12 protein-coding genes and 1 pseudogene are annotated in these 12,937 nt (G+C 65.4%); 8 read left to right on the forward strand and 5 right to left on the reverse strand.

Annotated features, from left to right (window positions below; translation table 11 throughout):
• Positions 1–15 precede the first annotated feature (15 nt).
• The gene (locus tag ABID58_RS29475; RefSeq protein WP_354036342.1) at positions 16–2,184 is read right to left on the reverse strand and encodes a putative bifunctional diguanylate cyclase/phosphodiesterase; all 2,169 of its coding nucleotides are present in this window, start codon (positions 2,182–2,184) and stop codon (positions 16–18) included.
• Between the two features lie 431 nt (positions 2,185–2,615).
• Between ABID58_RS29475 and mepA the strand changes: the two genes are divergently transcribed.
• The 5 genes from mepA (at position 2,616) to modC (ending at position 6,767) form a co-directional block, all read left to right on the forward strand.
• Positions 2,616–3,560: a penicillin-insensitive murein endopeptidase gene (gene mepA / locus ABID58_RS29480; protein WP_354036344.1), complete on the forward strand. Its 945-nt coding sequence runs from the start codon at positions 2,616–2,618 to the stop codon at positions 3,558–3,560.
• Positions 3,561–3,903: 343 nt separating this feature from the next.
• Positions 3,904–4,407: a hypothetical protein gene (locus ABID58_RS29485; protein WP_354036346.1), complete on the forward strand. Its 504-nt coding sequence runs from the start codon at positions 3,904–3,906 to the stop codon at positions 4,405–4,407.
• A 186-nt stretch (positions 4,408–4,593) separates the two neighbouring features.
• Entirely contained in the window at positions 4,594–5,379 is a 786-nt protein-coding gene (gene modA / locus ABID58_RS29490; RefSeq protein ID WP_354036348.1) for a molybdate ABC transporter substrate-binding protein, read from the forward strand.
• 27 nt (positions 5,380–5,406) lie between these two features.
• A complete protein-coding gene (gene modB / locus ABID58_RS29495; RefSeq protein ID WP_148751840.1) occupies positions 5,407–6,102 on the forward strand; it encodes a molybdate ABC transporter permease subunit in 696 nt (231 codons plus the stop codon).
• Positions 6,103–6,104: 2 nt separating this feature from the next.
• Positions 6,105–6,767 carry a molybdenum ABC transporter ATP-binding protein gene (gene modC, locus ABID58_RS29500; protein WP_148751841.1) on the forward strand — a complete coding sequence of 221 codons (663 nt, stop codon included), beginning with the start codon at positions 6,105–6,107 and terminating at the stop codon, positions 6,765–6,767.
• Between the two features lie 44 nt (positions 6,768–6,811).
• On the opposite strand, the gene ABID58_RS29505 is transcribed toward modC, so the two are convergent.
• Complete coding sequence (locus tag ABID58_RS29505; protein WP_148751842.1) at positions 6,812–7,072, reverse strand: PepSY domain-containing protein; 261 nt, start codon at positions 7,070–7,072, stop codon at positions 6,812–6,814.
• A gap of 316 nt (positions 7,073–7,388) precedes the next feature.
• A complete protein-coding gene (locus tag ABID58_RS29510) occupies positions 7,389–9,182 on the reverse strand; it encodes a potassium/proton antiporter (protein WP_354036349.1) in 1,794 nt (597 codons plus the stop codon).
• A gap of 438 nt (positions 9,183–9,620) precedes the next feature.
• On the opposite strand from ABID58_RS29510, the gene ABID58_RS29515 reads away from it, so the two are divergent.
• Both ABID58_RS29515 and map read left to right on the forward strand, forming a co-directional pair.
• Complete coding sequence (locus tag ABID58_RS29515; protein WP_354036351.1) at positions 9,621–10,931, forward strand: mechanosensitive ion channel family protein; 1,311 nt, start codon at positions 9,621–9,623, stop codon at positions 10,929–10,931.
• 184 nt (positions 10,932–11,115) lie between these two features.
• Positions 11,116–11,934, forward strand: a complete 819-nt coding sequence (gene map, locus ABID58_RS29520) for a type I methionyl aminopeptidase (protein ID WP_148751847.1) — start codon at positions 11,116–11,118, stop codon at positions 11,932–11,934.
• Between the two features lie 16 nt (positions 11,935–11,950).
• Here the strand turns inward: map and ABID58_RS29525 are convergent, their stop codons facing one another.
• Complete coding sequence (locus ABID58_RS29525) at positions 11,951–12,547, reverse strand: Ada metal-binding domain-containing protein (protein ID WP_148751848.1); 597 nt, start codon at positions 12,545–12,547, stop codon at positions 11,951–11,953.
• Positions 12,544–12,819: a hypothetical protein gene (locus ABID58_RS29530; protein ID WP_354036353.1), complete on the reverse strand. Its 276-nt coding sequence runs from the start codon at positions 12,817–12,819 to the stop codon at positions 12,544–12,546. Before ABID58_RS29530 ends, ABID58_RS29525 begins: the two co-directional genes overlap by 4 nt.
• Here ABID58_RS29530 and ABID58_RS29535 point away from each other — a divergent pair.
• Positions 12,791–12,883: pseudogene (locus ABID58_RS29535) on the forward strand (EamA family transporter); the annotation flags it as partial. The gene ABID58_RS29530 and the pseudogene ABID58_RS29535 overlap by 29 nt on opposite strands.
• Positions 12,884–12,937 lie beyond the last annotated feature (54 nt).

Below are 12,937 nucleotides of genomic sequence, written 5' to 3' on the forward strand. Positions count from 1 at the left end.
TCGTAGCGGCAAGGTCTAGGCCACCAGCGCGGCGTCCTCATCCGCGGCATCGATGCCGCGCTGTGCTTGCAGCAGGCTGATGATCTCGATATTGGGCCGAGCCTTGCTGAACAGATAGCCCTGGCCTTCGTCGCACCCTTCGGCGCGGAGGCAGCTCAGCTCGGCCTCGGTCTCGACGCCTTCGGCGGTGATGATGACGCCGAGGCCTTTGCCGAGGCTGACGATGGAGCGGATGATCGCCTGCGCCTCGCGGTTGGCGCCGAGATCGCGGACGAAAGACTGGTCGATCTTGATCTTGTCGAACGGGAAGCTTCTGAGATAGCTGAGGCTGGAATAGCCGGTGCCGAAATCGTCCATCGAGATGCGGACGCCGAGTGCGCGCAGCGCATGCAATGTCGCCAGTACCTGCGCGCTCTTCTCCAGCAGCAGCGTCTCGGTGATCTCGAGCTCGAGCCGCCGCGACGGCAGGCCGGAATGTTTCAGCGCGTCCGTGACCATCGAGAGCAGATTGCCGCTGCGGAACTGGAGCGGCGACAGGTTGACGGCAACGCGGACGTCGTCGGGCCAGGTCGCAGCATCCAGGCAGGCGCGGCGCAGCATCAGTCCGCCGAGCGGATTGATCAGACCGGTTTCCTCGGCGACCGGAATGAACTCGGCCGGCGAGACCATGCCGCGCTCGGCATGCGGCCAGCGCACCAGCGCCTCGAAGCCGGTGATGCGGCCGCTCGAGAGATCGACCAGCGGCTGGTAATAGGGACGCAGCACGTCGTTCTGGATCGCGTCGCGCAGCTCGACCTCGATCTTGCGGCGGCTCTGCGCTTTCGCGTCGAGCGCGGCCTCGAAGAAGGCGAAGGTGCCGCGCGCATCGGATTTGGCGCGCGACAGCGCCATGTCGGCGCTCTTGAGCAGCTTTTCGGACTCGTCGCCGTCGGCCGGCGCCGTCGCAATGCCGATCGAGGCGCCGATCACCACGGAATGGCCGTCGAGCAGATAGGGATCGGCGATGGCCTCCAGCAGGCGTTTTGCCAACCCCACCGCATCTTCCGGTCGGGCCAATCCGCCCTGCACGATCGCGAACTCGTCGGAATTGAGCCGCGCCAGTGCATCCTCTTCGCGCAGCGTCGAGCGCAGGCGCTTGGCGACGCCGCGCAACAGCTTGTCGCCGACCGCGTGACCCAGCGTGTCGTTGACGGCCTTGAAATTGTCGAGCCCGAGCATCAGCACCGCGACCTTCTCGGGGCTGCGCCGCGAATGCTGCAGCATCTCGTCCATGGTCTGGCGCAAGCGATTGCGGTTGGGCAGGCCGGTCAGCCCGTCATGCTGGGCCATGAAGGCAAGCCGCGCCTCGGCGCGCTTGCGTTCGGTAATGTCCATCAGCGCGAGCAGCACCGCGGGCCGCTCGTCATAGGTTAGTTCGCGGGAATAGATCGCAAGATCGATCAGCGCGCCGTCGGCCTTGACGTGCTTCCAGGTCCGCGCGGCCTGCTCTTCGCTGGACCGGTCGGTGGCCCAAGGCGGCTCGCGATCGAAAGCCTGCAGGGAGCGGATCTTCAGCTTCTCGAATTCGACGCGGCTATAGCCGTAATGCGCGACCGCGGCGTCGTTGACGCCGAGGATGCGCTCGTCATCCAGCGCGCAGACGATCATGGGGACGGGATTGCCGTCGAACAGCAAGCGGAACGAGGCCTCGCGCTGCTTCAATTCGGTGATGTCTACGCGCAGGCCGACCACGCCGCCGTCATCGGTGCGGCGCTCCTCGATCAGGATGACGCGGCCGTCGGACAACGTCTGCTCGTGGCGCTTGCCGGGCTCGTAGAGCTTCTTCAGCCGCTCCTCGATCCATTCGTCCTCGTGACCGGCCGCTTCCGGATAGTCGCCGCGGGCAACGCCGATGCGCAGCGTGTCTTCGAGCCGCGCGCCTTCCTGAAACAGATCAGCGGTCTTGCTGTAGATCTCCGCGTACTGCTTGTTCCAGAGGACGTAGCGGCCTTCCGGATCGAGGATCACGATGCCTTGCGGCAGCATGTCGACGGCCTGACGCAGCCGCTCATGCGATTTGCGCGCCTCGGCGATGGCCGCTTCGGCTTCCGCACGGCTCTGCACGAGTGCGTCGTGTGCAACGGGCGGATGCAGCGCGCGCGCGAATCGCGGCTTGCGCGGCCGTCGGCCGCCCCGGGCAAGCACGTTGCACTTCCGCTTTCCTGTTTTCTTGGACCCCAAACTCAACTTCACACGCCCTAGCCGCACCCAGCGGACGCAAGTCTTGGGGCAAGTCTATGAAAAGAAAGTAATCCTGGCCGACGCCGTCACGGCAGTGCCGACCGGGCGCCGGGCCGGTTTGCCTGTTTGCGAGGCGCGGCTGGCGTCCACGGGCGCGTCGAGCCTGCTCCCGCGTCGCGATCGGCGGGAGAGGAGATGCAAAAACGCGCAATCTCCTTGAATCAGTTCCGGACCGCAGGCCGCTTGCATGCAGGAGCCAGGCGCCTCTCGTTCCGCGCACGAATATTGGTCAATGCAGGATACGGTTATCGAGCCGTTAAAAATCGAGGCTAGGCGGCCACGTCGAAAGCCTAATTCTTAACCCAGACGCGGCGTTCGGCTATAAGAGGATCAGCATGAGTCCCCGCCGCATCGCCCCTCTCCTGCTTATGATGACGCTCCTGGCCGCCGGCTCAGCGCTGGCCCAGGACAAGGGCAGCGTGAACCCGAAGCCGCTGCCGCCGCTCGCCAATCCGAACGATCCCAAGATCGGCGCCAGGGAGCTGTTCGCGCGCAAGCTGCTGCCCTCGACCGGGGCGGCACATGTCATCGGCTCCTATGTGAAGGGCTGCATCGGCGGCGCCCAGCAGATGCCGCTCAACGGCGACGATTGGCAGGTGATGCGGCTGTCGCGCAACCGCAATTACGGTCATCCCGACATGATCGCGCTGATCAAGCGCTTGGCTGCCAAAGCGCACAAGGACGCGGGCTGGCCGGGCATTTTGGTCGGCGACATCGGTCAGCCGCGCGGCGGGCCGGCGCTATCAGGCCATGCCAGCCATCAGATCGGGTTAGATGCCGACATCTGGCTGACGCCGATGCCGGACCACCGGCTCTCGCGCGAGGAGCGCGAGGAGATGTCGGCGGTGATGATGGTGCGCGAGGACCGGCTCGACATCGACCCGAAGGTGTTCACGCCGAGCCATGTGCTGGTGCTGCGCGATGCCGCGCAGGAGCCGGCGGTGCAGCGCATCTTCGTCAATCCCGCGATCAAGAAGGCACTGTGCCGCGAAGCCAAGGGCGATCGTTCCTGGCTGTCAAAGATCCGGCCGTGGTGGGGCCACGACTATCATTTCCACATCCGCATGCGCTGCCCGGCGGGCGCGAGCGAATGTCAGGGCCAGCCGTCGCAATCCGAGGACGAAGGCTGCAAGCCCTCCGATCTGGCCTATTGGTTCAGCGAAGGCGTGCTGCACCCGAAGCCGCCGCCGGAGCCGCCGAAGCCGAAGCCGCCGATGACGCTGGCCCAGATGCCGGCGGCCTGCAAAGCCGTGCTGCGCGCGGCCGATGCGAAGCGGTAGGGCGCGCGGTCGGGCAGGATGGCGCCTCACCCACTGCTGTCGTCCCGGACAAGCGCAAGCGCAGATCCGGGACCCAGAACCACAGGGAGCGGTTGTGGCGCGAGCTGATAACTCGGAGTCTTCGCCAAACACAACCCTGTGGTTATGGATCCCGGATCTGCGCTTCGCTCCGCTGCGCTTGTCCGGAATGACGAACAGGTGGTTGGTTCGTGCCACCCAAATGCGCTAGGATCGCCATGCCGCGCGGCCGTAAGCCCGCGGCATTCCGGGATGCGCATCCCTTTCGCCAACGAAACCTGACCGCACGCCCCGCGTCCTTGCGTGGCCAACGATGAGATTTGACATGCGCGTCCTCGCTTTTCTTGCCGTGCTCTCGCTCGGCGCGACCTCCGCTCTCGCCGCCGAGGAGCCCAGCGGCTGCGACAAGTTCAAATGGCCGATCGAGCGCGACCGCGCAGCGTTGACGGCGCCGGACCGCGCCAGGCTCGCATCGGGCAGCGAACAGGCCGCGGTCCCCTCGTCGGCGATCACGCTGGGCCTGGTCGCGCCTCAGGAGGCAAAACTGCCCTCGCCGCCGGAGCGAGCGCCGAAGGACGGCACCTTTGCCGGCTTCACTGGCATCAAGGCGGCGAAGGCCGGGCTCTATACGATCAGCCTGTCCAGCGGGGCCTGGGTCGACGTGGTCCAGGACGGGCATTTCCTCAAGCCCATAGCCTTCAGCGGCGCCACCGATTGCGACGGCATCCGCAAGACTATGAAATACGAGCTCTCGGACAAGCCGTTCGTGCTGCAAATCAGCGGCGCCAAGGACAATTCGCTCTCGATTTCGATCCTGCCGGCGCAATAGGCTGTTTGGTTAGACGCCTTTGACCTGTGGGCGCAGCCTGCTATCTTCGAGAGTTGCGATATCCCTGCCGGCCGTAAGCCGTCGCAAGGTCCCGTGGAACAGCGCTTCCGCCCGTCGCGATCTGACCCAACCAACGCCAGATTTGCGCGTGCATTTGCGCGCGCGATCTCGCACGGAGCGCCATCCATGTATCGCATTGCCGGACTTTTCACCGCCTTCGTCATGCTCGCGGGCGCGAGCCTCTCGCCGGCTGCCGCCGAGGACAAGACCATCACGGTCTTCGCCGCGGCGTCGATGAAGAACGCGCTCGACGAGATCGATGCCGCCTACACCGCCAAGACCGGCGTCAAGTTCAGCGTCAGCTATGCCGCAAGCTCGGTGCTCGCCAAGCAGATCGAGCAGGGCGCGCCGGCCGACGTGTTCGTCTCCGCCGACACTGACTGGATGGACTACGCTACAGCCAAGAAGACCATCAACGAGCCGACCCGCGTCAACCTGCTCGGCAACAGCATCGTGCTGATCGCGCCGAAGGACTCAGAGATCAACAACGTCACGATCGCCCAAGGTTTCGACCTTGCAAAGCTCGCCGGCGACGGCAGGATCGCGACCGGCGACGTGAAGTCGGTGCCCGTTGGCAAATACGCCAAGGCCGCGCTGGAGAAGCTCGGCGCCTGGCAGGCGGCGGAGCCGAAATTCGCGATGGCCGAGAGCGTGCGCGCCGCGCTGACGCTGGTGACGCGTGGTGAAGCCAATCTCGGCATCGTCTATTCCACCGACGCCAAGGTCGAGCCCGGCGTCAAGATCGTCGGCACCTTCCCCGCGGATTCGCATCCCGCGATCATCTATCCGGTGGCGGCGACCACGACCGCGAAGCCCGAGACCAACGACTATCTCGCCTTCCTGCGCACCTCAGCCGCCAAGACGATTCTGGAGAAATACGGCTTCAGGTTCCTGATCTCTCCCACGACTTAGGTTTTGCGACGTGATGATCACGACTTGATGCTCGATATCTCTCCCGCCGAATGGACGGCGATCCTGCTCTCGCTCAGGGTCGCCGTCATCGCAACGCTGGTGGCGACGCCGTTCGGCATTGCGCTGGCCTGGCTGCTCGCCCGCAGGGATTTTTGGGGCAAATCGGTGCTCGATGCGCTGGTGCATCTGCCGTTGGTGCTGCCGCCCGTCGTCACCGGCTATCTCCTGCTTCTGACCTTCGGCCGCCGCGGCCTGGTCGGCGCCTTCCTCGCCGATCATCTCGGCGTCGTCTTCGCCTTCCGCTGGACTGGAGCTGCGCTCGCCTGCGGCGTGATGTCGTTTCCACTGCTGGTGCGCCCGATGCGGCTGTCGATCGAGGCGATCGATCGCAAGCTCGAGCAGGCGGCCGAGACGCTCGGCGCCGCGCCTTTCAAGGTGTTCTTCACGGTGACGTTGCCGTTGGCGCTGCCCGGCGTGCTCGCCGGCATGGTGCTGGGCTTTGCGAAGGCGATCGGCGAGTTCGGCGCCACCATCACCTTCGTCTCCAACATTCCCGGCGAGACCCAGACGATTTCGTCCGCGATCTATTCGCTGATCCAGACGCCGGACGGCGACGCCGCCGCAGGCCGGCTCGTCATCATCTCGGTCGTGATTGCGCTCGGCGCGCTCATCGCGGCCGAATGGTTCGCCCGCCGCGCCACCGCGCGGCTGCACGGGAACTGACCATGCTGCACGTCGATGTCGAAAAACAGCTTGGTGAGTTTTCGCTGCACGCATCTTTCGCAAGCGAAGGCCGCGTCACCGGCCTGTTCGGCGCATCCGGCGCCGGCAAGAGCTCGCTGATCAACATGATCGCCGGCCTGCTGCGGCCCGACCGAGGTACCATCGTCATCGACGGCGAAACCGTCGATGACACCGCCGCCGGCATCCATGTGCCGACTTATCGCCGCCGCATCGGCTATGTGTTCCAGGATGCGCGGCTGTTTCCGCATCTCAACGTCGCGCAAAATCTCGACTATGGACGGCGGATGAACGGTCTCGCGCCCGATCCGGCGCAGCGCACGCGCGTCGTCGAGCTGCTCGACATCGGCGCGTTGCTCGACCGCCGTCCGGGAAAGCTCTCCGGCGGCGAACGCCAACGCGTCGCGCTCGGCCGCGCGCTCTTGTCAAAGCCGCGCCTGCTGCTGCTCGACGAACCGCTCGGCGCGCTCGACGAGGCCCGCAAGCTCGAGATTTTGCCTTATCTGGTGCGGCTGCGGGACGAGGCCAATGTTCCCATGGTCTATGTCAGCCACGACGTCGCCGAGCTGCGCCAGCTGGCGACCCAGATCGTGATGCTCAGGCAGGGACGCGTGACCTCGTTCGGCGGGGTAAAGGTGCTGACGTAAGGCGCGGCGGATCGCGGTTGAGGACGACCCGCCTCGCGCATCACTTACCAGCCACGATCGACGTTGCGCACGTCGCCGGTTCGGGCGTCGACATCGACCTCCATCCAGCGGCCGCTGCTGTCGCGGCCCTCGATCTGCCATTCGTCGCCGAGGAACTGGGTATGCGAAATCGTCATGACGCCGATGTCGGTCGCGACGTCGAGCGCGGCCTGCATCGAGATCTGATCGCCCGTGTCGTAGGCCATCGCCGGCGCCGCCGCTCCCAAACCGATCGCGACAATGGCGGGCAGGATGAGTTTGCGCATGGGTTGCTCCTGTCAGATGCATTGACCGTTACGTGGCTAGAACGGACTACGCAGCAGAGCGTTCCGGAACCGGAAGTCACGAAGCCGCGCAAATCTTCCATGGTTGCGGCGATTTCGTGGCGGTTCCGTGCGAACCGGGTCCTGCATCGGCTCGCCGTCGCAGGGCATGGCGCTTCAACAAACACCGTCATTGCGAGCGCAGCGAAGCAATCCAGAATCTTTCCGCGGTGGCAGTCTGGATTGCTTCGCTGCGCTCGCAATGACGGAGTGTGTAGTTGGTTCCGTCCTGCAAAACTCAAGGCGGACCGCGTGAGAATTAAACCCCCGCCACCGAGGTCCACAGCTCCGCGAGCTTGCGGCGCAGCGCCTGGCTGCGCGTCAGCGGCGCCGGCGTCTCGTCTTCTTCCGGCAGGCGAAGGCCGACGACGTTGACGCGGCCGCCGGAGATGCTGCGCGCCACGAGCACGATCTCACCCAGCGCCAGCTCGGCACCTTCCTTCGGCGCACGATCGAGATGGACGTCGAAATAGTCGGCCAGCGTCAGCTTGCTCTCGTCGTCACTCGCCTTGACGCCGTAGATCTCGGCGAGCTCGGCGAGCGTGTGCTCGCCGGAGACCATGAAGTCGCCGAGCAGATGCGGATCGGGCTCCGAGCTCGGCTGCATGTCGACGAAGAAACGGTCGAGGGCTTCGGCCTTTTCCGGCGGCGCCAGCAGATAGATGTAATCGCCGGGCGCGATCGGATCGGCCTCCGCCGGCGTCAAGATGCTCTCCTTGCGGATCACCAGAGTCGGCTTGGACCAGGACGGGATCAGGCCGCGGCGGAAATACAGGCTCTTGGGCCGCACCGGATAGCCGACCAGCTGCTGCTCGAGCTGGCCGGGCAGATCCAGTTCGACACGGCGCGGGCCGCGCTCGGCGCGCGGCAGCGCCACATGCAGCTTTCGCGCGGCAGGTGCGAGCGTCCAGCCTTGCAGCAGCAGCGAGATGATCACGACGACGAAGGCGACGTCGAAATAGAGATAGGCCTTTGACAGGCCGACCAGCATCGGGATCGACGCCAGGAAGATCGCCACCGCGCCGCGCAAGCCGGTCCAGGCGATGAATATCTTTTCGCGCCAGTTGAAGCGGAATGGGGCGAGACACACGAACACGGCGATCGGCCGCGCCACCAGCATCAGGACGAACGAGACGCCGATCGCCGGCAGCACGCTGGAGCCCAGCCGGCTCGGCGAGACCAGCAGGCCGAGCAGCACGAACATCACGATCTGCGCCAGCCAGGTTGCGGCATCGAGAAACGCTACGACCGAATTATGCGCGCGCGTCGGCCGGTTGCCGATGATGATGCCGGCGAGATAGACGGCGAGGAAGCCCGAGGCATGCATGATCTGCGAGCCGCCGAAGATCACGAGCGCGGCCGTGGTCACGAACGGCGCGTGCAGGCCCTGCGGCAGCGCGACCTTGTTGAGCCCGATGACGACGAAACGTCCGCCGAGGAAACCGACGACGGCACCCAGCACCGCCTCTTGCAGGAACTCCATCACCACATGGCCGGGCGAGCTCGAGCCCAGCGAGATGTATTCGACCAGCATCAAGGTGAGGAAGATGGCGAAGGGATCGTTGGTGCCGGATTCCGCTTCAAGCGTCGCACCGACGCGCGGGCGCAGGCGCAGGCCCTGGGTGTGCACCAGCAGGAACACCGCGGCCGCGTCGGTCGAGGCCACCACCGCGCCGACCAGCAGCGACTCCGTCCAGTTGAGGTCGAGCGCGTATTTCGCGAACGGCGCCGTGATCAGCGCGGTCAGGAGCACGCCGACGGTCGCGAGCATCACCGAGGGCGCGAGCACGGTGCGGATGCTGGCAAAGCGCGTCTTCAGGCCGCCGTCGAACAGGATCAGGGCCAGCGCCACCGAGCCGACCAGATAGGTCGTGCCGACGTCGTTGAACTGGAGCTGGCCGGGGCCTGAATCACCCGCCAGCATGCCGATCGCGAGGAAGACCAGCAGCAGCGGCGCACCGAAGCGCAGCGCGAGCAGGCTCGACAGAATACCGGCCATCACCAAGACGGCGCCGAGCAGAATGGCGATGCTGAAAGAGTCGAGGGAGGCCATGCGGTGCTGCGGTTACTCCGGGAGATCGACGAGTTCAGTCAGGGGGCCACCGGCCGGGCACTCCCTCGCCCCGCTTGCGGGGAGAGGGTGGGGTGAGGGGGAGCCTCTGCGGTGCCGGTGATAGTGGGACTCGCGGAGAGTCCCCCTCACCCGAAATTCAAGCAGCGCTTGAATTTCGACCTCTCCCCGCAAGCGGGGCGAGGTGAAGTGTGCCGGGACCGACAGATTTGCCCATCTCAAAAACATGTGCTCATGCATCCTTATCGTCGCCGCACCGGCGCGCCAACCCATTTTCTCCCGCTCGCGGCAATCTGCCCGTATTTTGCGGCCTTAACGCGCTTCATTTAGCGGTGTATCGATGGCCGGGCCGCACCCTTTGTGGGATTCTGCGGCACTTTCGAATCAAACCGCCGCCCGCTTCCCGAAGAGACCTGCCCGATGGACCTCAAAGACTTCATGGAGTTCGTGCAGACCACCGCGCGCAGCGTCGGGGCGGAAATCGCCTCGCCATGGTTCTACCTGCAATTCGGGCTCATTCTGGTGGCGGCCGGGATCGCCTATGCGGCGGAAGCCGCCATTCGCATCCGGGTCGACATGACCTCGCTGGCGATGCGCTGGCCGCTGCCGCTGCGCCACTTCGCCCGCGTGATGGTCTCGAGCGCCTCGACGGCAATGTTCACCCTGCTCGTGATCATCTCGCGCGTGGTGATGTATCACGCGACCTGGCCGAGCCGCAGCTATCTGTTGATGGTCGCCGCCAAGCTGGGGCTCGCCTGGCTCGCGATCCGGCTCCTCACCTCGGTGCTGCGCAACGCCTTCTTCGTCAAGCTGGTGTCGGTTGCGGCGTGGTTCGTCGCCGCGCTGTCGATCCTCGGCCAGCTCGACACCACGGTCGATCTGCTCGACTCCTATGCGATCGTGCTCGGCGGATTGCGGCTGACGCCACTTCTGGTGCTCAAGGCCGGCGCGCTGTTGATCCTCGCGCTCTGGCTCACCAACATCGCCAGCAATTTCGCCGAGAGCAAGATCAACTCGGCGACGGACCTGACACCGTCGGTACAGGTGCTGCTGGTCAAGATCATCCGCATCGGGCTGCTCGCAATCGCAATCGTGCTTGCGCTCGGCACGGTCGGCATCGACCTCTCCGCGCTTGCGGTGTTCTCCGGCGCGGTCGGCGTCGGCATCGGTATCGGCCTGCAGAAGATCGTCGCCAACTTCATCTCCGGCATCATCCTGCTCGCCGACAAATCGGTGAAGCCGGGCGACCTCGTCACCATCGGCGACAACACCGGGCGCATCAGCGCGATGAAGACGCGCTATATTTCCGTGGCCGCCGGCGACGGCCGCGAATTCCTGGTGCCGAACGAGGATCTGGTGACGCAGAAGGTCGTCAACTGGACCTATACCGACAAGAACACGCTGGTGAAGATCACCTTCGGCACCAATTACGACGCCGATCCCAGGCTCGTCTGCAAGCTCGCAATCGAGACCGCGGCCGCCCACCCGCGCGCGCAGAAGGCCAAGCCGCCGAACTGCATCCTGACAGAATTCGCCGAAGCCGGCATGAAGTTCTCGCTCACCCTCTGGCTTGCGGACCCCGACGGCATGGACAACGTCAAGAGCGACGTGATGCTGGCGCTGTGGGACGTCTTCAAGCGCGAGGGCATCCGGGTTCCCTACCCGGTCCGCGAAATCCGCATCCGCGGCGGCGCGCTGCCGGTCGAAACCACCGTAGAAGTCCCGAATTGAGCCTGCTTTCGGGCGCATGGCAGGCTCTCGTCTTGATTTGACGCGTTTTCTTGACGCGAACCGGTACCCACTTCGCTCGAAAGCGCTCTTGCCAAGCTTGCGCGAAGGCCCGCAATCATTAGATTGGGCCTGAAATCAAGCCTTTCCGCCCGTATCGGGCCCGAGCCAGAAGAACCAGACCCGCATGAGCTACGTCGAAGCCACCGATACCTCCCTGCGCAAGACCGGACAGATCAAGCTGCATGGGCCGGCCGCCTTTGCCGGCATGCGCAAGGCGGGTGCCCTGGTGGCGAAGTGCCTCGACGAGCTCACCGACGTCGTCGGCCCCGGCGTTCCGACCGATCGCATCGACGAATTCGTCCGCGAGTTCGCCTTCAGCCATGGCGCCTATCCCGCGACGCTGATGTATCGCGGCTACCGCTACTCGACCTGCACCTCGCTCAACCACGTGGTCTGCCACGGCATGCCCGGCGACCGTCCGCTGAAGGAAGGCGACATCGTCAACATCGACGTCACCTTCATCGTCGACGGCTGGTACGGCGATTCCAGCCGGATGTATGCGGTCGGCCCGATCGCGCGCAAGGCCGAGCGGCTGATCGAGGTGACGTATGAAGCGATGATGCGCGGCATCGCCGCGGTGAAGCCCGGCGCCACCACCGGCGACATCGGCCACGCCATCCAGAGCTTCGTCGAGCCGCAGGGCATGAGCGTGGTGCGCGATTTCTGCGGCCATGGCCTCGGGCGCATGTTCCACGACGAGCCGAACATCATCCATATCGGCCGGCCCGGCGAAGGCGTGCAGCTCAAGCCCGGCATGTTCTTCACCATCGAGCCGATGATCAATCTCGGCAAGCCGCATGTGAAGATCCTGTCCGACGGCTGGACCGCAGTCACCCGCGACCGCTCGCTGTCGGCGCAGTTCGAGCATTCGGTCGGCGTCACCGCCACGGGCGTCGAGATTTTTACGCTGTCGGAGCGGCACGGCGAGAAGCAGATCGGGTGATTGCAGATCGTCTCGGTTATCGCCGGCGCCGGAAGGACGACGGCGGCCGCTTGTAGGTCGCGGCAAAGGCGTCGTTGAAGCGGCGAACGCTGCCGAAGCCAGCGGCGAAAGCGATCTCCGCCAAGGTCATGTCAGTCCGGTCGATCAGGCGCTTGGCTTCCTGGACGCGCCGGGTCGCCGCGATGTCGCTGGGGCTCGCGCCGGCATGGCGCAGGAACAGACGAAGCAGATGGCGCGGCCCGACGCCAAGAGCCTCGGCGAGCGCCGTCATGGTGGCGCGATCGAGAAAGCCGTCGTCAATCAGCCGCATCCCGCGGGCGACGGTGGTCGCCGTCCCCAGCCAGGCCGGAGAACCAGGCGCGGTTTCGGGCCGGCAGCGCAGGCATGGGCGAAAGCCGGCCCGCTCGGCGGCGGCAGCCGTCGCATAGAAGGTGACATTCTCGGAGCGTGCGGGGCGAACCGGACAGACCGGCCGGCAATAGATGCGCGTCGAGCGAACGCCGGAGAAGAACAGGCCGTCGAACGCGCGGGCCCGTGCCAGTCGTGCGCGGTCGCAGGTCTCCCAGTCGAGATGCGGTGGCAGGGTTTGCCGTTGCGCCGGACCCGTTGTCATGCCGCGACATTAGTTTCGATGCGGCTCGCCGAGTAGCTGAAATCGGACTCGATCGGACGATGAGGTCCGAATTCGGCCAGCCCGCGCCGCCGCTTCCTGATCATGCTGCCGGCAAATCCCGGAGCACACCGCATGAGCACGCAGGCCGAGCAGGCAACATCAGAACAAGCCACCCTCGCCTCCGAGATCGCCCTGTTGCTGCTGCTTTCGTTGATCTGGGGCAGCTCGTTCACGCTGATCAAGGTGGCGATCCCGTCGATTCCGCCGTTCACGATGGTCGCGACGCGCGTGACCCTCGCGGCAGGTCTTCTCCTTCTCATTGCGACGGCGCAGGGACACGCTCTCCCTCGCCAGGGATCGGTCTGGGCTGCCTTTCTCGTGCAAGGGGTG

This window comes from Bradyrhizobium sp. S3.2.6 (genome assembly GCF_040546885.1).
Taxonomy (GTDB): domain Bacteria; phylum Pseudomonadota; class Alphaproteobacteria; order Rhizobiales; family Xanthobacteraceae; genus Bradyrhizobium; species Bradyrhizobium cytisi.